This window comes from Rhizobium sophoriradicis (genome assembly GCF_003939025.1).
GTDB lineage: Bacteria > Pseudomonadota > Alphaproteobacteria > Rhizobiales > Rhizobiaceae > Rhizobium > Rhizobium sophoriradicis.
In genome coordinates this window covers 242,415-262,707 of record NZ_RQIH01000010.1, presented here as the reverse complement: position 1 = coordinate 262,707, position 20,293 = coordinate 242,415, and the positions used below count along the sequence as shown (strand labels likewise).

Sequence of the window (20,293 nt, the reverse complement as noted above, 5' to 3'; positions counted from 1 at the left end):
TCCTCCCGGGCAATCTACGGCGCCAGCGTCACCTCAGATGTATCGGATACGGGTTTGGAAGCAAAGCGGCGCTCGCGCCAAAGGATGTAGATGCCGGAGGCGATGATGATCATGATGCCGAGCCATTTTATCGCATCCGGAAAGTCGCCGAAAACAAGCCATGCGAAGATCGTCGCCGAGACGATCTCGAAATATTGCAGCGGCGCCAGCGTCGAAGCCGGTGCGGCGCGATAGGCGTAGACGCCGAAGATGCCCGCTATCGCGGCCATGGCGCCGACGCCGGTGACATAGAACCAGGCGCTGCCTGCCGGCATGACGGGATCGAAGATGTCGGAGCCGCTTCCTTCGCCGGCAAGAAGCAGGATGGCGCAGAAGATCAGGCCCCAGATGCCCATCTGGAACTGCATGGCCCAGGGATCTTCCTTGTGCGACAGGACGCGGGTCATCAATACGAAAATGGCGATGCAGAGAGCGCTGAGGACGGGCAGGAGCGCAATGTAGCCGACTTCGTTGAAACTCGGCTGGATGATCAGCATCGCCCCGAAAAAGCCGACGCCGCAGGCGGTGTAGCGCCGCCAGCCGATCGTTTCCTTCAGGAAAATGCCGCCGAGGATCGTCACGATGATCGGCTCGACGAAGAAGATCGCGATCGCATCGGCGACCGCCATGTATTTCAGCGTGGTAACGAAGGAAATCATCGAGATAGTGATGATCGCGCCGCGGATGGCATGGAACAGGCTCTGGCGCCATGAGAAATCGGCAAAGCTGCGCCGCCATATCACGATCGGCAGCATGCAAAGCGCCTGCACCGCGAAGCGGCCGGCGGTGATCTCGGCGGAGGGGATGGTGACGACGGCAAGTTTGGCGAAGATATCGATGAGCGGCGAGAACATTACCGAAAGAAACATCAGAGCAAGCCCCATCGTCACGTCGGAGGGGGATGAAACGGGCCGGGCGGAGGTGCTACTCATGATGGGGTTCTCGTTATCCGGGATTTTGGCCGTTCCGGCTCTTGCCGACCGCGCCGTCACACCAGTCGGCGAAGGCGGCAATGGCTGCATCTGCGCCGGTGTCATTCAGCGTTTCGTGCCGCATGTCCTGATATATCTCAGTGCTGATACGGGAGAAGCCCTGGCCTTTCAAATGGTTTGACAGCCAGGCTACGGCTTTTCCACGCTCGGTCGCCGGATCTTCTGCGCCGCCGACCAGATGGATCGGCAAGTCGCGCCGCAGCCGGTCGAGATGGATCCTTTGCGGTGCGCGAAAGGTTAGTTCGAAGACATCGAGCCAGAGCGAAACCGAGGCGTCGAAGCCGCAAAGAGGGTCGGCGACATATTTGTCGACTTCCTCGGGAATATGCGAAAGCCAGTCGAATTCCGTGCGGCGGTCGGCGATGGACCGGCCCCAGGCGGCGAAAGTGAGTTTCGGGAGGAGGCCGCTCGGCACGTCCGAGCCTTTCAGCATGCGCTCGGCGGTGAGGATCGCCTGGGCCGCGCGGCCGGCAAGGCCGACGGCGAAATTGGAATTCCACACGGCGACAGCGTCGAAGTCGGCCGGAGCGGTGACGGCGGTATTGAGCGCGATGAGACCGCCCATCGAATGGCCGAAGAGGATGACCTTCAGGCCGGGATGGCGCGAGGCCGCGTGAGCGCGCATGGCAATGATGTCGCCGATCACCCGTTCGACGCCATCGCGTCGTGCGAAGCGGCCGATCGGGGCATCCGGCGCCGTCGTCTCGCCGTGGCCGCGGTGATCATGGGCATAGGCGTGATAGCCGCGCGCCGCCATCGCCTCGGCAAAGCGGCGATACCGCTTCGAGTGCTCCGCCAGGCCATGCGATATCAACAGAATGCCGCATGCGGGGCCGCTGGCCTCGGCATGGTGATAGGCCAGCGATGCTCCCGGCACGGAGAGCCATTGCGTTTCAGAAAACATTCGGATCCTTCCAGCCGCAGAGCAGATCGCTAGCGCATAATTCCGCAAAGCGAAATCGATTTGAGCAATTATGCTTCAACTCAAAGTGACAAAGCGTCCTTGGTGTGACTTTAAATCGTTTGACGCAATTGATAACAAATTACAGGAATATTGCGATTCAGGGTTGCTGACGTTTACTCTCTGTGCTTATCTGTTCCTGCATTGTTCTTCTATGGGGGCTGAAATGAGCAGCATGCAGTTGCGTACCTTGACATTCGCCGTATCGATGGCCCTTGCCGGCGCCGCCATGGCGCAGCAGGCCGACGGGCGCACCCGTTTCATTCTTGCGGCGAGCTGGCAGCCCGCCTTCTGCCAGACGAACCAGAAGAAGGCTGAATGCGCAAGCCAGACCGGCGAACGCCATGACGCGACGAACTTCTCGCTGCACGGGCTTTGGCCGATGCGGCAGAATTATTGCGGCGTCAGCGACGATCAGAAGGCCGCTGACAAGGATGGCAAATGGGCTAGCTTGCCTCAGGTCACGCTTTCCGCCGAGACGCAGGCGGCGCTGGTAAAGGCGATGCCCGGCACGCAGTCCGGCCTGGAACGGCATGAATGGACGAAGCACGGCACCTGCACGAAAATGAGCGCCGAGGATTATTTTGGCGTCGGCGTGCATCTCTTGGGTGGGCTCAACGCGTCGGCGGTGCGCGAGCTTTTCGCTGCCAATATCGGCAAACCGGTCAAGGCCGAGGCGATCAAGGCGGCTTTCGACAAGAGCTTCGGGCCGGGCGCCGGCGACCGCGTCAAGATGAGCTGCCGGCGGGCCGGCAATGTCAAGATGATCAGCGGCCTGACGATCGGGCTTTCGGAGGCTGCCGGATCGGCGTCGGCGAAAAGCGCCGGCCTTGCCGATCTGATCCAGGGGGCGGGAAAAACCTCTTTCGGCTGCGATGAAGGTGTCGTGGATGCGGCGGGCTTCTGACCGGAATCCTGCCTAAACCGGGTTTCGGCGTTGCCCACAGGCGCTGTTTCGCCTACATAGCGGCACGAAACGAAGTTTCCCGCCCGGAGCAGCGCAGCATGGCACGTCAATTCATCTATCATATGTCCGGCCTCAACAAGGCCTATGGCAACAAGAAGATCCTGGAGAACATCCACCTTTCCTTCTACCCGGATGCCAAGATCGGCATCCTCGGGCCGAACGGCGCCGGTAAATCCACTGTGCTGCGCATCATTGCCGGCCAGGACAAGGAGTATACCGGCGAAGCTTGGCTGGCCGAGGGTGCCACGGTCGGCTATCTCGAGCAGGAACCGCGTCTCGACGCGAACAAGACGGTGTTCGAAAACGTCATGGAAGGTGTTGCCTCGAAGACGGCGATCCTCGATCGTTACAACGAATTGATGATGAACTATTCCGACGAGACCGCGGAAGAGGGCGCCAAGCTGCAGGACATCATCGACAGCCAGAACCTCTGGGATCTGGAAAGCCGGGTCGAGATGGCGATGGAAGCCCTGCGCTGCCCGCCGCGCGACGCCGATGTCACCAGCCTGTCCGGCGGTGAGCGCCGCCGTATCGCGCTCTGCCGCCTGCTGCTGTCGCAGCCGGATCTGCTGTTGCTCGACGAACCGACCAACCATCTCGACGCCGAAACCATCGCCTGGCTCGAAAAGCATCTGCGCGACTATCCAGGCGCGGTGATGATGATTACCCACGATCGCTACTTCCTCGACAACGTCACTGGATGGATCCTCGAACTCGACCGCGGCCGCGGCATCCCTTACGAAGGCAACTATTCGGCCTATCTGCTGGCGAAGGCCAAGCGCATGGAGCAGGAAGGTCGCGAGGAGGCCTCGCGCCAGAAGGCGATCAGCCGCGAACGGGAATGGATCGCCTCCAGCCCCAAGGCCCGCCAGGCCAAGTCCAAGGCACGTATCAAGTCCTATGAGCAGCTGGTGGATGCCGCCGAAAAGCAGCGTCCCGGCGACGCGCAGATCATCATCCCGGTCAGCGAACGGCTCGGCCAGGTGGTCATCGAGATGGAGGGCATCACCAAGGGCTTCGAGGGCCGCACGCTGATCAACGACCTGTCGATCAAGCTGCCGCCGGGCGGCATCGTCGGGGTCATCGGCCCGAACGGCGCCGGCAAGACGACGCTGTTCAAGATGATTACCGGCCAGGAAAAGCCTGACAGCGGTTCGATCCGCATCGGTGAAACCGTGCATCTCGGTTATGTCGACCAGAGCCGTGATGCGCTTGCCGGCGACAAAACGGTCTGGGAGGAAATCTCCGGCGGCGCCGAAATCATCAAGCTCGGCAAGTTCGACATGAACTCGCGCGCCTATTGCGGCGCCTTCAACTTCAAGGGCGGCGATCAGCAGCAGAAGGTCGGCAACCTCTCCGGCGGCCAGCGCAACCGCGTTCACCTCGCCAAGATGCTGAAGGCCGGCGGCAACGTTTTGCTGCTCGACGAACCGACCAACGACCTCGACACCGAAACGCTGGGCGCGCTGGAAAACGCGCTGGAGAACTTCGCCGGCTGCGCCATCATCATCAGCCACGATCGCATGTTCCTCGACCGTCTGGCGACGCACATTCTCGCCTTCGAAGGCGAGGGCCATGTCGAATGGTTCGAAGGCAACTTCGAGGATTATGAAGAGGACAAGGTCCGCCGCCTCGGCCCCGATGCCCTCAACCCGGGGAGCCAGGCCCATAAGCGTCTGACGCGCTGATCGTCTCTCTTTTCGATTGAGAAAGCCCCGGTTCGGCCGGGGCTTTTTCGTATCTGGCCCTGTCGCAATTTGAGCAGGCAATTTCGCGGAGAGTGCGAATTGCCGCTTGCCACCGCTTTTCAAATCACATAAAGATATCTTTATATCTTGATTGGGCCGATGATGAGCGAACCTTTGAAGCTTGGACTGGATGGGCTGGTGGACGTCTTGAAGGCGGCCGGCGAGCCGACGCGTCTGCGTCTTCTGGCGCTTCTCGACGCCGGCGACCTGACGGTGACCGATCTGACCGAAATTCTCGGGCAATCTCAGCCTCGCATCTCCCGCCACCTGAAGCTGCTCGGTGAAGCGGAACTGATAGAGCGCTACCAGGAAGGCGCCTGGGCCTATTTCCGCCTCAAGCAGGAGGGCAAGGCGGCAATGCTGGTGCGGGCCTTGCTGAAACATGTCTCCGAAAACGATCCGACCGTTCTTCGTGACGGCGAGCGGCTGTCGGGGGTCAAACGACAACGGGCCGAGCGGGCGCAGGCCTATTTCAGCCGCAACGCCGCGGAATGGGACGAACTTCGCCGCCTGCATGCCGCCGATGAGGAAGTCGATGCCGCCGTCATCCGACTGCTCGGCAACCAGCCGATCGATTCATTACTCGATCTCGGCACCGGCACCGGCCGTATCCTCGAACTCCTGGCCAGGTTCTACCGCCGGGCGATCGGTGTCGATGCCAGCCGCGACATGCTGAGTGTGGCGCGCGCCAATCTCGACAAGTCTCGCATCACCAAGGCGACGGTGCGCCACGCCGATATTCTGAACCTGCCGTTCGAGGGACAGGATTTCGATCTGGTGACGATCCATCAGGTGCTGCATTTCTTCGACCAGCCGGAGATTGCCATCGCGGAAGCGGCGCGCATGCTGCGGCCGGGCGGCCGGCTCGTTGTCATCGACCTTGCGCCGCACACGCTCGAATATCTCCGCGACGAGCATGCGCATGTCCGTCTCGGCTTTTCGCACCAGGCGATGTCCGACTGGCTGCGCAAGGCCGGGCTCGATGTCGAGCAGGTCGTCGATCTTCATCCGGGTCAGCAGAGCGGGCAGGGGCTGACGGTCACCGTCTGGCTCGCGCGTGACCCGAGGCGCCTCATGGCTTCGCAACTAAGCGAAGGCGCCGAACCTACATTTGCCGGGAGAGTATGACATGGCTTTGAAAAACGAAGCGCAGGCGCGCAACATCGGGATCTCCTTCGAATTCTTCCCGCCGAAATCGGAAGAAATGGAAGGCCAGCTCTGGGAGACCGTCAGCAAGCTGCAGGACTGGGACCCGGATTTCGTCTCGGTGACCTACGGCGCCGGCGGCACCACCAAGGCGCCGACGCTGTCGACCGTCACGCGTTTCCTGGCGCAGACGCCGCTTGCCACCGCTTCGCATCTGACCTGCGTCGGCGCGACGAAGGACGAGACGCATCAGGTGATCGACACGTTCCGCAAGGCCGGCGTGACGCATTTCGTGGCGTTGCGCGGCGATGCGCCCGGCGGTGCGGGCGCTCCGTACCAGCCGCATCCCGGCGGCTACGCCAATGCAGCCGAACTGGTGGCCGGCCTCAAGGAGATCGGCGATTTCGAGATTTCGGTCTCCGCCTATCCGGAAAAGCATCCGGAAAGCCGCGATACGGCCGCTGACATCGAGATGCTGAAGCGCAAGGCCGATAACGGCGCCGACCGGGCGCTGACGCAGTTCTTCTTCGACAATGACAATTTCGAGCGTTATCTGGAGCGGGTGCGTGCTGCCGGCATCTCTATCCCTGTTGTGCCGGGCATCATGCCGATCCAGAACCTGACGCAGCTGAAGCGCTTCGCCGGCGCCTGCGGCACGATCATTCCCGCTTTCCTCGATGAGCGTTTCGCGGGCTACGACGATAGGCCCGAGGAGCGGGCGAAGGTTGCTGCCGAAGTCGCGGCCGAGCAGATCGAGGATCTCGTCCGGCGCGGCATCGATGAGTTCCATCTCTATACGATGAACCGCGCGCCGCTGGTCTCCGCCGTGCTCGACAATCTCGGCTTCTCCCGCCGCCCGGCAAAGAGCGCCGGCGCCGCTGCCTGATCTTTCGTCTCCGCTCAAAAGTGAAAAAGCGCATGTCGGGCGGGACATGCGCTTTTTCATTGGCGGATTGATCAGGGGAGTTTAGGCACTATCAACGTTACGCGTCCGTCATCCAGGCTCAGATGAAGAGCATGGATAAGACGAAAGCAAACGCTGCACTGACCAACAGAACATTCAAGGATTGCGTGAGTCCCATGTCTGTCTCCTCGCGTTAACCGGCTGATATTATGTCTGAAATATGTCGCTTGAAAAGCGGATTTTATGCTGCACTGCCGAAGCGGTCGGTGGATAAGTCGAAGATCGTTTTGCCAAGTCATTGAGATAAAACGATAATATGACCCTAATTTTTGTTCACAGATTTTAACGAGGCGTTAAATCAGGCGATTTCGCATTCACCTATGCGCCCAAAACATGGCGGCTGCGCAAACGGTTGAAAACATAGAGAATATGCAACTGTTTTTAGGCGGGTTTCGTCAGCAGGCGATAGGCGCGACCATCGAGGATGACGAGGCCAAAACCGATCAGCGCCATGCCGGCGAGTTCGGCAAGTCTGAGCCTCTCGCCGAGGAAGAGCACGCCAAGGACGATGGCGCTCGGCGGCACCAGCAGAGTGACGAGCGAGGCGTTCGTGGCGCCTGCCATTGCCATGATCCTGAAATAGAGAATGTAAGCGAAGGCCGTCGAAAGCAGCGCCAGCGCCAGGATGGCAAGCAGCGCATCGAGCGGCGGCGCGGTAAGCTCCCAGGGGCGATCAGCGAGCAGCGAGAGAGCCAAGGCAATCAGCGAGGAGGCGGTCAACTGGCCGGCGGCGGTGACGGGGGAGGGCACGCCCTTGAAACGCTTGCCGTAGGTGGCGGCGAAGCCGTAGGAGACGGCGGCAAGCACCGGAAGCAGCAGCGCCCAGAGCGGCGCTTCGCTGCCGGTGGAGATGCTGGGGCCGATCAGCACGATGGTGCCGGCGAGGCCGACGAGGCAGCCGGCGATCTTTGCTGAGGAGAGTTTCTCGTCCGAGGTGAGGTAATTGGCGATGAGCACGGTCCAGATCGGCGTCGTCGCGTTGAGGATCGCCGCAAGGCCGGCGCCGATCCGGGTCTGGCCGAAGAAGATCAGGGCATGCGGCAGGACATTGTTGATGATGCCGAGGATGAGGAATTCCCGCCAGCGGGCCTTGAGGATCGGATACATGTCGAGACGGGCGGCGATATAGACATGCAGCGCGAGCGCTGCGAGCAGCAGTCTCAGGAAGACGAGGGTCAGCGGCGGCACATGCTGGACGGCAATGCGGGCAAAGAAGAAGGAGCCGCCCCAGATCAAGCCGAGCAGGACCAGCAGCCCCCACGTCCAGGCATTCATTCTGCTGTCCACGCCGAGTCCTCCAGCTAGAGCATTTTCGTTTTTCTTCGAATACGATAATGTTCCAGCTCTTTGTTTCCACGCAATTCCGGACGCAAAACCGCTGCACGCTTTTGCTGGAATTGCTCCAAAATCTCGTACAGACTTAGCGCAGGCGGAGAACGGCGCCACCCGTTTCTTGCGAAGCGGGTGGCGGTAAATTTTCAGGCGATCAGAGAGCGTTGAGAAGGGCAGGCGTCGCCCAGCCGTCGGCCGGTATGCCGAGGCGCTGCTGTTCCTTTTGGATGGCGATACGCGTGCCGGAGCCGAGGATGCCGTCGATCTCGCCGACATCGTGGCCGAGCGACTGAAGCTTGGTCTGCAGCGTCTTCATCTGGTCGTTGGCGAGGCCTTGTTCAGGCGTGCCTTTGAGATAGGTCGGGGCGCCGGAAAGCCGGGTGGCGAAATAGGCGGCCGACGTCGTGTAGATGAAGGACTTGTTCCATTCGAGATAGATCTTGAAATTCGGGTAGGCGATGAAGGCCGGTCCCATGCGACCCTGCGGCAGCACAAGGTCGCCCTCGAGATCGCCGAAAGCGGTGTTGCCGTCGCGCGGCTTGACGCCGAGCGCGAACCACTCGCTCGCCTTCATCGTGCCGCCAAGGCCCGATTTCTCGAAAGGCAGATTGTCGGGCAGGGTGACTTCCTGCAGCCAGGGCTGGCCGCGCTCGAAGCCGAGGTGCTGGATGAATTTCGCCGCCGTCAGGATGGCGTCAGGGCTGCTCTGCTTCAAGCGGACATGGCCGTCGCCGTCGCCGTCCATGCCGTAGGCGATGATGTCGCGCGGCAGCATCTGCACCTGGCCGATCTCGCCGGCCCAGGCGCCGGTGTTGGTGGCGGGATCGAGGTCGCCGTGCTGGACCATCTCGATGAGGGAGATCAGCTGCGGACGGAAGAGCTCGGGCCGGCGGCAGTCATGCGACAGCGTCACCAGCGCGTTGCGGGTGTTGAAATCACCCTGGACGGCGCCGAAATCGGTCTCCATCGCCCAGAAGGCAGTGATGACGCCGGCGGGAACGCCGAATTCCTGCTCGGCTCGGGCGAAGACGTCGGCATATTGCTTCATCTTCTGGCGGCCGATGTCTAGGCGGGCTTGGCTGACGGTGCGCTGGGAGAATTCGAGGAAGGTCTGCTTGAAGACGCCCTGGGCGCGATCCCGGCTCAGCACCTTCGGATCGATCTCGGCGCCGGCAAGCGCCTCGTCGGCGGCCGCGGCACTGGCGCCAGCGGCAATCGCATCGGCCTTGACGCCGTCAAGGAAGGCGGACAGATCGCCGCCGCAGGGCGCGGTCGAGGGGGCGGAGGCGGCAGGCGCCTGCTGGGCCGCGGCGCCGCCGGCAAAGGTCAGGGCAAACAGGAGGGCGAGTGCAGAGCGGCTTGTGAGCGAGCGGTGCATGAATGCGGTCCTTATAGCAAAATAGCAAATGGATGTCCGTCGCTTTCACAGAGGAATGTGACGGAAGCAAGAAAGATTGAAGGACGTTACTAAGAATTTCTGTCCTTGGAAACGGTCGCGACCCAGTTGTTCCAGTTCTTCGCGCTGCCGGCAAAGACGTTGATATCGGTCGGCCCCTTGATGCCGGGAACAACGCCGGTCGAAGTATATTGCCAGAAGGCCCAGCGGCGGTCGGAATACGTCACTTCCGGGTGTTTTGCCACGGAGCGCACCCAGAAATGATAATCCTGGAAGTAGCCGGCGAGGTTCTCGCGGTGGAAATCGACTGAGGTGTAGATGATCGGGCGTTTGCCGTAATAGGCCTCCAGCCGGTCCATGAAGCGCTGCATTTCGGCGCGCACGGTTGCCGGATCGGGGCGATAGCGGCAGGTCTTCGATTCGCCGTTCCATTCGACGTCGAGCACCGGCGGCAGCCGCATGGCGTCCTTGGGCACGTTGCTGATGAACCAATCTGCCTGCTGGTCAGCCGAGGAACAGAAATAATAAAAATGATAGGGAGCGTGCGGGATGCCGGCGGCGCGGGCTTCGCGCCAATATTCGTCGAAGCGGGGATCGAGTCTGTCCTTGCCTTCCGTCGCCTTGATGAATGCGAAGGCAACGCCGGAATTCTTCACGCTCGCCCAGTCGATATCGCCCTGCCATTTGGAGATGTCGATACCGTGCACATCGTTCCGATGCGGGTGCTTTTCGCCAAAATTCTGCGGATCGGTGTCCTTGAAGCGCGTTTTGGGCTTGATCGATGCCGTTTCGAGGTAGTCATAACCGGAGGAAGAACAGCCGGCGAGCATGATGGCCAGAGGCAGAACGCAAAACAAAAGCCGGCGCATGGGTATCCCGTCGTGAACCGAATGATCTCTTTGCCCCACAGCCTGACCTTCGAGAATGACGAGCCCAGCAGAGGAATAACCCTCTTTTCACCATATCAACGTAAAAAATCGGTTAGTTTCAAGCGAATTATGTGCGCTTGCTGATAATAGCCGCCCGCCAGGCATAACCGCCGCCGACTGTTTCGAAAGACAATCGCGCATTGTGCTCCTGTGCCTGCGCCTCAAGAACCTCGCGAAGATCCGGCCGCGGCGTGACATGGAACTTCGCAAGCCAGGCCTGCAGCATGCTGCGGAACCAGCGCGGCAGGCCTTCCTGCTGGCCGAAATCGACGATGTGCAACTGGCCGCCTGGATTGAGCGCTGCTATCGATGCGTCGACGGCGCGCTCCCAGTCCGGGATCATCGACAGGGCATAGGAGATCAGGATGCGGTCAAAACCGCCGACGCCGAATTCTCGCGGCGTAAAGGCGGTGGCGTCGGCGACGCGGAATTCCGGGATCGTCGCCTTGGTGGCGAAGGTCTTACGGGCTGAAATCAGCATTTCCTGGGAAATGTCTAGGCCGAACAGCTTGGCGGTCGGGAAATGCCTGTGGGCGAAGGCCATGTTGCGACCGGTGCCGCAGCCGACTTCGAGCAGGGTGCCGCCCTCGGGCACGTCAAGATTGCGGATGGTGCTGTCGCGGCCGAGAAGGTAATATTTGCGCGTCAGGTCGTAAATATGACGCTGGTAGCGGTACATGCCATCCATGAGGCTGGCATGTTCGTCGCTCATTCCCGCCGTCTCGGTGCCGACCTTGCTCACGCCTTCTTCCCGTAGATGTGGAAACCGCCATAGATCGCCGAGCGATCGAGCGCGGTCAGTTCGCGTGACTTCTCTTCGAAGTATTCCCACTGGTCGCGGATCGACGGAGACAGGCGGCCTTCGATGATGCTCTTTTCGGCGGCGGTGCGGAAGATCACCCGGGCGCCGTCGCGCGCCGTGCGGGTGATTTCCCGCCAGACGTCGTTCAACTGCCCATCGGTCATCCAGTCCTGTGCGTCGAGCAGGATGTAGCGGTCGCGCGAGGCGGCCGGCTCGCGGGCCAGAAGCTCGGTGAAGCTTGCGTGGTGAACGTTGACGCGGTCGACATTGGCGCGGATCACCTCATAGTGCTCCGGCTTCAGATAGGTCGGCAGCGGGCCTTCCTCTTCAGTGCCGTAGCGGCGGCCGAAGGCCTGCCAGGCGAAATAGTTGTCGCGCATCGGGAAATGACAGGCGAGCTTTTCCAGGCGGTGCTTCAGCACCGGCGCGATCGAATGATCGGCGGCAAGGCCTGCGAGTTCGTCATATTGCTGCGGCGGAATGCCGAGGCCGAAGAGCGAGCTCTTGCGGCCGGTGATCCAGCGCACGACCGGTTTTTCGAAAAGCGGCGCGATCTGCTCGTCGAAGAACTGGCGCTGCTCGCGGATCGAGCGGGTCTTGGTCATCTCGCGCAGCTTGACGCCGTGCAGGCGGGCAAGAAGGTGAGCTGCGCCGATGAAGCGGCCGAGCAGGCCGGTTTCATAGATGTTGCGGTCGAAGACGGTGACGCGGCGGCGGCCGAACTTGCGGCCGTTCCAGTAGCTGCGGGTCGCCTCGTCGAGCCTGGCGGCAAGATGCCGGTCGTAGGCGCGGCTGTTCGACTCTTCGTTCGGCATCGCCAGGAAGCGGACGAGGTCGGCATGATCCGGCAGATGCTTGAAGGCGGCAAGCTTCAGGCGGTTCAGCGCGATATGGTGCGGGTTGAGATCGACGACGTCGATCGAGGCCGGCGCCTTGGAGAGATAGGCGAGCATGTTGCAGCCGCCGGAGCCGATGGTGACGATGCGGTGGTTGGGCTTCAGCTCCATCGCCTGCATGTCGAGATCCGGATCTTCCCAGATCTGCGGGTAGACGAGGCCGGAGAAGAGGAGGCCGAAGAGACGCTCGGAGAAACCTTCCTTCGAAAAAGCCTTGTGGCGGAGAAGGGCGTCCTTGAGTTTCCGGTTCTTGCGGAAGCCGGCATCCGGTGCAAATTCTGACATGAGTCTGTCACCTTTTTAGCGTTCAGGGCGTGTAGCGCGCCACTGCTACAGTTTGATGACGTGGCCTGTGGGCCGGCGCCGCGCAAAAACGTTCTCATCCTCCTGGGAAAGTGATCAAGGCGATGGATCTTCTTCGCGCCGCCCCCTTTCCGCCGCACGCAATTCCTGCTTCTCTCCGGGCATTCGGAGGAATGTCATGCGATTTGTCCTGCGTGCCCTTAAGGCGCTTGCTCTCCTTCTCGTTCTCATCGTCGTTGCTGGCGCCGCCTGGCTCTTTGCTTGGCCGCCGGAGCTTTTGCGCGTCGGCGACGGCTATGCCGCCAAGATCGTCTGCTCCAATGTCTTCATTGCCGGGCGCAACGCCGAAGACGTGCTGGAGGACGACGTGCAGGCGCCGGGAAACCCGCTGCTGCGGCTGGTGCGCGTCAGCGTCGACCGCGACAACGGCCGGGTAACGGCGCGCTTCATGGGGCTCTTTGCATCAAGTTATGCGCTCTATCGCGGCGGGCTCGGCTGCACCAGCGTGCCGGACGGCGATTTCGAGGCGGCGGCGAATGCCGCGCCCTTCGATCCGCCGGCCAAGATGGAGACGAGCGATGCGTTATGGCCGCAGGGAGAGAGCGTCGGCGATGCGGACGCGAAGATCGCCGCGGTGCTGGCCGATGCCCGACTTGCCGGCCCGGCCATGCGGGCAATCGTGGTGGTGCGCGACGGCCGTATCGTCACTGAGGCCTATGGTCCCGGATTTTCGTCGAAGACGCCGCTGATCGGCTGGTCGATGACGAAGACGGTGAACGCGGCCATCCTCGGCCGGCTGATGCTCGACGGCAAGATCTCCTTCGACGACGATCACCTAATGGCGCAGTGGAAGGACGATCAGCGTTCCAGGATCAAGGTTTCCGACCTGCTCGGAATGGAGAGCGGCCTTGCCTTCAATGAGGATTATGGCAGCGTCGCCGATGTGACGCGCATGCTCTATCTCGATCCCGACATGGTATCGCTGCCGGCCAATGCGCCGATGGAGGCGGCACCCGGCCAGCGCTTCCGCTATTCGAGCGGCACGGCTGTGCTCTTGTCACGCATCTGGATGGACAGGGTCGGCAATGCGCAGGCAGCTTTTTCCTATCCGCATGACGCGCTCTTCTCGCCCCTCGGCATGACCAGCGCCGTCTTCGAGCTCGACGCGCGCGGCACCTTTACCGGAAGCTCCTACCTCTATGCGACTGCGCATGACTGGGCGCGTTTCGGACAGTTCCTGCTGCAGGATGGCGTTTGGAACGGCCGGCGGCTGTTGCCGGAGGGGTTCGTTGGCGCCATGCGCACGCCGACGGCAGCGTCGAACGGCCGGTATACGCAGGGCCAGGCGTGGCTCGCCCCCAGTGGCCGCAGCGCTGCATTCGGGCTGCCGGAGGATACGTTCTGGCTGACGGGGCATGATGGGCAGAGCATGGCGATCGTGCCGTCCGCCAATCTCGTCGTCGTCCGGCTCGGCCTGACGCCTAGCTGGCTCGGTTATCAGCCGCAGACGCTTCTCAAGGCAGTCCTGGCGGCGTCGCCGCAATCGGGAGTGCCGCAACAGCAGGCCGGATCAGAGCGGCAGGTCCAGACGCAGCCATAGGCGGTAGCATCGAAGCCGTTTCTAGAGCCTTTCCTGGTTAGATTGACGCATTCTGTTGGCTCAAACGGAGTCGGATGGTCGACCGGCCGGCGCGCGTCGTAGCCCAGTTCTACGGCCAAGCCGGCCGGTCGATCAGCCGGCCCGTTTCAGCCAACCCTCCCGCAGATTTGCCAGGCAAATCTGCAAGACTTAGGAATCGCCGGACGCACTGATCGCTTCGCCGGCGAAGCGGTGCGGCCGGTGGGCCGGGCATGTTTCCGCCAGGATCAGAGGCGATCGGCTCGGACGTACCAAGGGGTATGCCCGTCGCCAATCGCCTCTGCCCTGACGAAAACCTGCTCCGGCAGAATGCTTCAATCTAACCAGGAAAGGCTCTATTGTGGTGGTCAGTAATTGCCCTGGGCGATGTCGTTCATGCCCTTGCGCTTGGCGTCATAATAATAGCCTCGCGCATAGAGGCGGACGGCATCGTCTTCCTTGTTGTCGGAGACGAGCCACGCGCCACGCAGATATTTCGCGGCATATTTGATATTGGTCTCGGCATCGAAGAGACCGCCCGGCGCGCCGTCATAGCCCATCGATTTGGCAGTGTTGTATTTGATCTGCATGAGACCGAAATAGCCGCGCTTGTTGTAAGCCTTCGGATTGTAGCGGCTCTCGCGATGGACGATGCGGTGGAGCAGCGTCTCGGGTATTTCGTAGACTTTCGAATATTTCTGGATGAGCTTGGTGACGAAGCTCTTTTCGACAGTCGGCGCATCGTCCTTGTCGTCGTCGCTGAACATTGGCGGAGCCGTCGGCGGATCGATCGGCCCGGATTCGTCGAAGCCGTAATCCATGCTGGAACGCGGGGTTGTGTCGACTGCCGCGAGTGCTGCAAGCGCATTGTTCTGCGGCGTCGCGGCAAAGGCAAGCTGCGTCGCCGGCTGTGCCGGGGTCACCGGACGCGGCGTCGGCACGACGGATTGGATCGCCGTCATCTCGGGCGTCAGCGGGATCTGCGCATAGGCTGCCGGCTGTATGCCTGCCTGCATGGTGAGATCAGCGGGCTGAGAGGCCGTAACCGTCGGCATCGCCGTTGCGGTCAGCGCGGGGGATGTCTGCGTTTGCGGAAGGATGGCGCCTGCGACCGCCTGGCCAGCTGCGCCCTCGGCCGTCGGGATCGCGGCCAGCGTTGCCTCTTCGCCGGGCTTGGGTGTCGGCACCACTATCTGAGCGGCTGTCAATTCGGCCTGAGAGGTGTATTCGACGCTCGTGCAGCCGGTCATCGCGCCGCAGCAGAGCACCGTAGAAACGACAAGACTGCGTTTCAGGCCGGACAATCCGATCGCTACCATTCCGTCACTTTCGTGAAATCGCGCCGCCCCGGCAGCGTTATAAAAGTTACTAAAAAGCTTAAATCCGATGACCCCATTAACCTATTCGTTGCATTCCGGCAACCACGGAATGTTTCTACGCTGCAATACGGCGATAGCCGGCCGTTACGGCGCCTGCAGCGATCAGCAGCGTGCCGCCGGTGCGGTTTACGGCGCGCTGGACGCTCGCCTTGCGAATCAGTCCGCGCGCGCTATGAGCGAGAAATGCGTAGGTGGAAGCGTTGAGGATCGCCAGCACGAGGAAGGTCGCTTCCATGATCGCCATCTGCCCGAAGAAGGGAAGAGCCGGGTTGAGAAACTGCGGCACGAAGGCGACAAAGAAGATGATGCTCTTCGGATTGAGGGCGGTAACGAGGTAGGCGTGGAGGAAAATCCTGAGCGATTTTTCCTCCGGAAGATTGTCGTTGTCGGCAACCGGCTCGCCGATGACGGGAGCCCGCCAGAGCTTGATTCCGAGCCATATCAGGTAGGCGCCGCCGATCCACTTGAGGACGGTGAAAAGAGTGGCTGAGGCGGCGAGGACGGCGCCGAGCCCGAAGAGTGAAGCCGTCATCGCGGTGAAGTCGCCTAGCGCCACGCCGCTCACCGTCGCAAACGCCGTCCTGCGTCCATGGCCAAGCGCATATGAGACGACGAGCAGTATCGTCGGTCCCGGTATGGCCAGCATAATGGCGGATGCGGCCGCAAAAGCGAGCCAGGCTTCAAACGACATGGTGTCTCCTCCCATTCCTCAGGAACAAGCAAAGACACCTTATTAACCATCCGTCAATCATGCTTCTTTGTATTTCTGGCCTATATTGTCCATGACTTCGGCAAACCATCCCGTCGAAAGGTCAAAAGCCTTTCCGCCCTTGATGCGCGGGAATTCTATAGTGCGCAATTTACCATTCTGCGCTTCATCGTGGCCGGTGACGCCGGACACTTTATTGAGCGCGCTTTCGACGGCGAGGTCGACCATGCTCTGGATCAGCCTCAGGTCGTCGCCGTTCGCCGGCGCCGAGCGGGCGAAATAGCCCGATTTCTGCACCAGGGAACGCTCGGCATTCAGGAGGCTGGCGAACTGCTTCTGGAACCATGCACCGACGTTGATCGTGTCGATCTTCACATGGCCGAAGGCATCACGTTTGACGGTCTCGCCGGCGGCTTCGCGCTCGGCGACGATGGCGTCGAGGCAAGCGCCTTCCGACACGAAGACGGTGGCATGGCCGGTGCGATCCATGACTTCCTTCAGCCGGGCGGCCTCGGCATCGAGATCGAACGCCATTTCGGGCAGATAGACGGCGTCGATACCCTTCAGTTGCGCATCCATCATCAGGCCGTCGACATATTGATTGCGACTGGTGCGCTGGAGATAGGCGCGGGCGGTGGCGGCCGTCAGCCAACCGCAATGGCGTCCCATGACCTCATGGATGACGAGGGTGCGGGGGGCGGCGGTCTGCTCGTTGCCGACATTGTCGAAGAAGTGGGCGCCGACTTCGGCGGCCGTCCAGGCGCCCAGCGACTGGCGGATCGGCACGACGTCGTTGTCGACCGTCTTCGGCAAGCCGACGACGGTCAGATCGTAGCCGTTGGCGGCGAGGTAGGCAGCAAGGTCGGCGGCTGTGGTGTTGGTGTCGTCGCCGCCGATCGTGTGGAGAATGGTGATGCCGTCATCCGCAAGGCGTTCGGCGGCGACCCTCAGCGGGTTGTCGCCTTCCTTGACGAGGCCGCGCTTGACGCAGTCGGCGGCGTTGGTGAGCTTGACACGGCTGTTCCCGATCGGCGAGCCGCCATAGCGGTGCAGCAGCGGCGCCTTTTCACGCATCTGACGGGTGATCTCGATGCTGTCGCCGAGCAGTACGCCCTGGTAGCCGGACTTATAGGCGACGATATCGAGCTCGGGCGCAACGTCGCTGTAGCGTTCGATGAGGCCGCCGACGGCGGAGGAAAGACAGGGTGCGAGGCCTCCGGCGGTCAGCATTGCAACTTTCTGCTTGGCCATGATTCCTCCTATGGCGTTTCGATGCGGCGGCGCTGGCTAAGGCGCTTCGCATCGACCTTCGTTTATGCGATGCGTTTGCCCATTGATTGTGCATGCCGTGTCCCGGTGCCGCCGTAGAGTTCCGGGCGACATGCATCAGCGCATGGATGCGGCAGGGAAAGGGGCCTGTAAAGTAAAGAATTTACGAAAAACGCCGCCTTTTCACGCTTTGTGGCCGGAAGAGCTGATATAATCGTTTCAACCCGGAGACGCCGACCGACAACTGTTGTGGAAATTGCGGAGTCGCATTGGGACAGGTGAGGCCGGTATGGCAGGGGCGCGCCATTCCCTCAATCCAAGGGGTGAATCGTTTGCTGCGGTGCGACAATTACCAAATCGTGAAAACTGTGTTCGCCCCTAGGACCAATCGACGCCTTGCAAAGGCTACGATTCTTTGGTCAAGCTGTTTGAGGTTGACAAGCGCGCGAGATTTTCGATGTCCTTCTGGGAAAAACTGGTGAATGCCATTGGCAATACTGCGGGCAATGCGCTGTCCGCGGTGGTCGAGGCCATCCGCACGGTTTTCGAAGGCGATCCGGAAACACGGCGGAAGGTCGCTTTCTCTGTGGCCATCATCGCGCTTTCGGCGAAGATGGCCAAGGCCGACGGCATCGTCAGCGAGAAGGAGGTCGAGGCTTTCCGGGAAATCTTCGAGTTTCCGCAGGATCAAGCGAAGAACGTCGCCAGACTTTATAATCTCGCGCGTCAGGATGTCGCCGGTTATGAGGCCTATGCCGAGCGGCTCTCGACGCTCTGCATTAGCTGTGCGGCCAATTGCACCGTGCTGGAAGATGTGCTCGACGGTCTCTTCCATATCGCCAAGGCCGACGGGCTGATTCATGAGAACGAGTTGAATTTCCTCAGTCACATCGGCGAGATCTTCCAGATGAGCGAGACCCGCTTCGAGCAGATCGCCGCTCGCCATGTCTCGGCCGGCGGCGATCCCTATAAGGTGCTCGGCGTGTCGCCTTCCGACGATTTTCCGACGATCCGCCGCCGTTACCGCGGCCTCGTCAGCGAACATCATCCCGATCGACTGATTTCGCGCGGCGTGCCGAAGGAATTCCACGTGATAGCCAATGAGCGCATGGCCGCGCTCAACGCAGCCTATGCGGCAATCGAGAAGGAACGCCGCGCCGCATGATCTCCTTCGAGGCGGATTACGCGGGAGCTTGCGTCCGGCCCTCGCCCAATCACGGGGAGCGGGCGGACGGGCGTCGCCCGGATATGATCCTGCTGCACTATACCGGCATGCCGACCCCGGATGGCGCGCTCGACTGGCTCTGTTGCGCCGAAAGCCAGGTTTCCAGCCATTATTTCGTGCATGAGAATGGCGAGGTCATCCAACTGGTGCCGGAGGGCAGGCGGGCGTGGCATGCCGGGAAGAGCAGTTGGCATGGCGAAAGCGACATCAATTCGCTGTCGATCGGCATCGAGATCGCTAATGTCGGCCATCCCGGCGGCCTTCCCGACTATCCGAAAGAGCAGATCGCGGCGGTGATCGAATTGTGTCGGGACTGTGTCAAACGTTGGTCGATCGCGCCGGAACGTGTGCTTGGGCATTCAGATGTCGCCCCGATTCGCAAGGTTGATCCGGGTGAAAAGTTCCCCTGGGCGGAGCTCCACCGGGCGGGCATCGGGCACTGGGTCGAGCCGGCAACGATCACCGGCGGACGCTTCTTCCAGCGCGGCGATAGCGGCCAACCCGTCGAAGCACTGCAGTCGATGCTGTCGCTCTATGGTTACGGCACTGAAATTACGGGGCATTTTTCAGAAAAAACGGCAGGCGACGTGGAAGCTTTCCAGCGGCATTTTCGGCCCGAACGGATAGATGGCATCGCCGATTTTTCGACCATCGACACGTTGCACCGGCTACTGTCGGCTTTGCCGCGTTATTCCTGATTCCTCGACAATTACTGACACGCCGAATTTCGCACTGCAACGCGAAATTCGGCCTGCCACATCATTTCCCTATTATCTCCTCATTGCGGTGGTCTAAGAACCTCCGCCAAGCGGTACTCGGGGTTGCTTTCGAGTTAAACCGCGGGCGCTATGTGAAGCGATAAGAATTGCCACGAATACAGATCGGTCATTGATCTGGTATTCATTATGACAGCGAGGCGCGCCGTCTGGAAATTCTTTGGGTCGGAGTGTTCAAGACTACATGAGAAAACTGATTGTTGTTGCTGCAACATGCGTTGGCATGGTGCTGGCCGGAAATAGCTTTGCCTTTGCAAATGATTGGGGTGTGCGAGCTGATGCGCCGGTGAAGAAAGTCGAGCGTCCTGCGAAGAAGACAGAGCGTCCGTTGAAGAAAGCGGAGCGTGCGGTCAAGCCGGCGAAGCGTCCGCTCAAGACGGCGGAACGCACACTGAAGACGGTCGAGCGCCAGAGCGGTTATCCCGTCGCCAATGTTTCCGGCAATTCCTATTCCGCACTGATCAGCAAATATGCGAACCAATATAATGTACCGGTTGCGCTTGCGACCGCTGTCATCCGTATCGAAAGCAATTTCAATCCGAATGCGCGCGGCAGCCACGGTGAAATCGGCCTGATGCAGATAAAGCCTGCAACTGCCCGCATGATGGGCTATTCCGGCAGCGCCAAGGGCCTGTTCGATCCGGAAACCAACATCAAGTACGGCATGAAATATCTGGCTGCCGCCCATGATCTCGGTGGTGGCGAGACCTGCAACACCATCCTCAAATACAATGCCGGTCATGGCGCCACGCGCATGAACCCGGTGTCCAAGTCCTATTGCGGCAAGGTTCTCGCAATGCTCTGAGCCTGAAGCGCTTATCCCTGACAAGAGCTGGATGATT

The 20,293-nt window shown here is 61.0% G+C and carries 18 protein-coding genes; 8 read left to right on the top strand and 10 right to left on the bottom strand.

The features are described from left to right. Positions 1-14: 14 nt before the first annotated feature. A complete protein-coding gene (locus EFR00_RS18865) occupies positions 15-971 on the bottom strand; it encodes a DMT family transporter (RefSeq protein WP_077993055.1) in 957 nt (318 codons plus the stop codon). 13 nt (positions 972-984) lie between these two features. Further along, positions 985-1,935 (bottom strand): alpha/beta fold hydrolase, encoded by a 951-nt coding sequence (locus tag EFR00_RS18860; RefSeq protein WP_077993053.1) that lies wholly within the window; start codon positions 1,933-1,935, stop codon positions 985-987. 223 nt (positions 1,936-2,158) lie between these two features. Between EFR00_RS18860 and EFR00_RS18855 the strand changes: the two genes are divergently transcribed. From EFR00_RS18855 to metF, 4 genes are all read left to right on the top strand, one after another. Then, complete coding sequence (locus EFR00_RS18855; protein WP_009989543.1) at positions 2,159-2,899, top strand: ribonuclease T2 family protein; 741 nt, start codon at positions 2,159-2,161, stop codon at positions 2,897-2,899. A 98-nt stretch (positions 2,900-2,997) separates the two neighbouring features. Further along, entirely contained in the window at positions 2,998-4,647 is a 1,650-nt protein-coding gene (gene ettA, locus EFR00_RS18850) for an energy-dependent translational throttle protein EttA (RefSeq protein ID WP_077993048.1), read from the top strand. A 162-nt stretch (positions 4,648-4,809) separates the two neighbouring features. Further along, on the top strand, positions 4,810-5,835 hold the full coding sequence (locus tag EFR00_RS18845; RefSeq protein WP_077993107.1) for an ArsR/SmtB family transcription factor: 1,026 nt from the start codon (positions 4,810-4,812) through the stop codon (positions 5,833-5,835). Between the two features lies 1 nt (position 5,836). After that, on the top strand, positions 5,837-6,739 hold the full coding sequence (gene metF / locus EFR00_RS18840; protein WP_038690163.1) for a methylenetetrahydrofolate reductase [NAD(P)H]: 903 nt from the start codon (positions 5,837-5,839) through the stop codon (positions 6,737-6,739). A gap of 459 nt (positions 6,740-7,198) precedes the next feature. On the opposite strand, the gene EFR00_RS18835 is transcribed toward metF, so the two are convergent. From EFR00_RS18835 to EFR00_RS18815, 5 genes are all read right to left on the bottom strand, one after another. Then, positions 7,199-8,104 (bottom strand): DMT family transporter, encoded by a 906-nt coding sequence (locus EFR00_RS18835; RefSeq protein ID WP_077993046.1) that lies wholly within the window; start codon positions 8,102-8,104, stop codon positions 7,199-7,201. Between the two features lie 199 nt (positions 8,105-8,303). Next, positions 8,304-9,527 (bottom strand): lytic murein transglycosylase, encoded by a 1,224-nt coding sequence (locus EFR00_RS18830; protein ID WP_038690159.1) that lies wholly within the window; start codon positions 9,525-9,527, stop codon positions 8,304-8,306. Between the two features lie 89 nt (positions 9,528-9,616). Continuing rightward, positions 9,617-10,414: a glycoside hydrolase family 25 protein gene (locus EFR00_RS18825; RefSeq protein WP_038690157.1), complete on the bottom strand. Its 798-nt coding sequence runs from the start codon at positions 10,412-10,414 to the stop codon at positions 9,617-9,619. 127 nt (positions 10,415-10,541) lie between these two features. Next, a complete protein-coding gene (locus EFR00_RS18820; protein ID WP_039621036.1) occupies positions 10,542-11,216 on the bottom strand; it encodes a class I SAM-dependent methyltransferase in 675 nt (224 codons plus the stop codon). Next, positions 11,213-12,457, bottom strand: a complete 1,245-nt coding sequence (locus EFR00_RS18815; RefSeq protein WP_077993044.1) for a BtaA family protein — start codon at positions 12,455-12,457, stop codon at positions 11,213-11,215. The genes EFR00_RS18820 and EFR00_RS18815 overlap by 4 nt, the downstream gene beginning before the upstream one ends. Positions 12,458-12,653: 196 nt before the next feature. Between EFR00_RS18815 and EFR00_RS18810 the strand changes: the two genes are divergently transcribed. Further along, entirely contained in the window at positions 12,654-14,075 is a 1,422-nt protein-coding gene (locus EFR00_RS18810) for a serine hydrolase domain-containing protein (RefSeq protein ID WP_077993042.1), read from the top strand. A gap of 386 nt (positions 14,076-14,461) precedes the next feature. Here the strand turns inward: EFR00_RS18810 and EFR00_RS18805 are convergent, their stop codons facing one another. The 3 genes from EFR00_RS18805 to EFR00_RS18795 form a co-directional block, all read right to left on the bottom strand. Then, positions 14,462-15,412: a lytic transglycosylase domain-containing protein gene (locus EFR00_RS18805; RefSeq protein WP_077993039.1), complete on the bottom strand. Its 951-nt coding sequence runs from the start codon at positions 15,410-15,412 to the stop codon at positions 14,462-14,464. Between the two features lie 115 nt (positions 15,413-15,527). Further along, the gene (locus EFR00_RS18800; RefSeq protein WP_039621028.1) at positions 15,528-16,163 is read right to left on the bottom strand and encodes a LysE family translocator; all 636 of its coding nucleotides are present in this window, start codon (positions 16,161-16,163) and stop codon (positions 15,528-15,530) included. 57 nt (positions 16,164-16,220) lie between these two features. Continuing rightward, positions 16,221-17,432 carry a pyrophosphate--fructose-6-phosphate 1-phosphotransferase gene (locus EFR00_RS18795; RefSeq protein ID WP_038690148.1) on the bottom strand — a complete coding sequence of 404 codons (1,212 nt, stop codon included), beginning with the start codon at positions 17,430-17,432 and terminating at the stop codon, positions 16,221-16,223. Positions 17,433-17,907: 475 nt separating this feature from the next. Between EFR00_RS18795 and EFR00_RS18790 the strand changes: the two genes are divergently transcribed. The 3 genes from EFR00_RS18790 to EFR00_RS18780 all read left to right on the top strand — a co-directional run bounded on the left by EFR00_RS18790 (position 17,908) and on the right by EFR00_RS18780 (position 20,256). Then, positions 17,908-18,615, top strand: a complete 708-nt coding sequence (locus tag EFR00_RS18790; protein ID WP_077993105.1) for a J domain-containing protein — start codon at positions 17,908-17,910, stop codon at positions 18,613-18,615. Next, entirely contained in the window at positions 18,612-19,373 is a 762-nt protein-coding gene (locus EFR00_RS18785) for an N-acetylmuramoyl-L-alanine amidase (protein ID WP_009990755.1), read from the top strand. Before EFR00_RS18790 ends, EFR00_RS18785 begins: the two co-directional genes overlap by 4 nt. Positions 19,374-19,635: 262 nt before the next feature. After that, the gene (locus EFR00_RS18780) at positions 19,636-20,256 is read left to right on the top strand and encodes a lytic transglycosylase domain-containing protein (protein ID WP_038690147.1); all 621 of its coding nucleotides are present in this window, start codon (positions 19,636-19,638) and stop codon (positions 20,254-20,256) included. Positions 20,257-20,293 lie beyond the last annotated feature (37 nt).

What these genes read in the sequence shown, in the direction of transcription:
- EFR00_RS18845 (WP_077993107.1), top strand. Translation starts at nt 4,810, where the DNA reads ATGAGCGAACCTTTGAAGCTTGGACTGGATGGGCTGGTGGACGTCTTG.
- ettA (WP_077993048.1), top strand. Translation starts at nt 2,998, where the DNA reads ATGGCACGTCAATTCATCTATCATATGTCCGGCCTCAACAAGGCCTAT.
- EFR00_RS18805 (WP_077993039.1), bottom strand. Translation starts at nt 15,412, where the DNA reads ATGGTAGCGATCGGATTGTCCGGCCTGAAACGCAGTCTTGTCGTTTCT.
- EFR00_RS18800 (WP_039621028.1), bottom strand. Translation starts at nt 16,163, where the DNA reads ATGTCGTTTGAAGCCTGGCTCGCTTTTGCGGCCGCATCCGCCATTATG.
- metF (WP_038690163.1), top strand. Translation starts at nt 5,837, where the DNA reads ATGGCTTTGAAAAACGAAGCGCAGGCGCGCAACATCGGGATCTCCTTC.
- EFR00_RS18785 (WP_009990755.1), top strand. Translation starts at nt 18,612, where the DNA reads ATGATCTCCTTCGAGGCGGATTACGCGGGAGCTTGCGTCCGGCCCTCG.
- EFR00_RS18815 (WP_077993044.1), bottom strand. Translation starts at nt 12,457, where the DNA reads ATGTCAGAATTTGCACCGGATGCCGGCTTCCGCAAGAACCGGAAACTC.
- EFR00_RS18825 (WP_038690157.1), bottom strand. Translation starts at nt 10,414, where the DNA reads ATGCGCCGGCTTTTGTTTTGCGTTCTGCCTCTGGCCATCATGCTCGCC.
- EFR00_RS18865 (WP_077993055.1), bottom strand. Translation starts at nt 971, where the DNA reads ATGAGTAGCACCTCCGCCCGGCCCGTTTCATCCCCCTCCGACGTGACG.
- EFR00_RS18780 (WP_038690147.1), top strand. Translation starts at nt 19,636, where the DNA reads ATGAGAAAACTGATTGTTGTTGCTGCAACATGCGTTGGCATGGTGCTG.
- EFR00_RS18855 (WP_009989543.1), top strand. Translation starts at nt 2,159, where the DNA reads ATGAGCAGCATGCAGTTGCGTACCTTGACATTCGCCGTATCGATGGCC.
- EFR00_RS18795 (WP_038690148.1), bottom strand. Translation starts at nt 17,432, where the DNA reads ATGGCCAAGCAGAAAGTTGCAATGCTGACCGCCGGAGGCCTCGCACCC.
- EFR00_RS18860 (WP_077993053.1), bottom strand. Translation starts at nt 1,935, where the DNA reads ATGTTTTCTGAAACGCAATGGCTCTCCGTGCCGGGAGCATCGCTGGCC.
- EFR00_RS18790 (WP_077993105.1), top strand. Translation starts at nt 17,908, where the DNA reads ATGTCCTTCTGGGAAAAACTGGTGAATGCCATTGGCAATACTGCGGGC.
- EFR00_RS18810 (WP_077993042.1), top strand. Translation starts at nt 12,654, where the DNA reads ATGCGATTTGTCCTGCGTGCCCTTAAGGCGCTTGCTCTCCTTCTCGTT.
- EFR00_RS18830 (WP_038690159.1), bottom strand. Translation starts at nt 9,527, where the DNA reads ATGCACCGCTCGCTCACAAGCCGCTCTGCACTCGCCCTCCTGTTTGCC.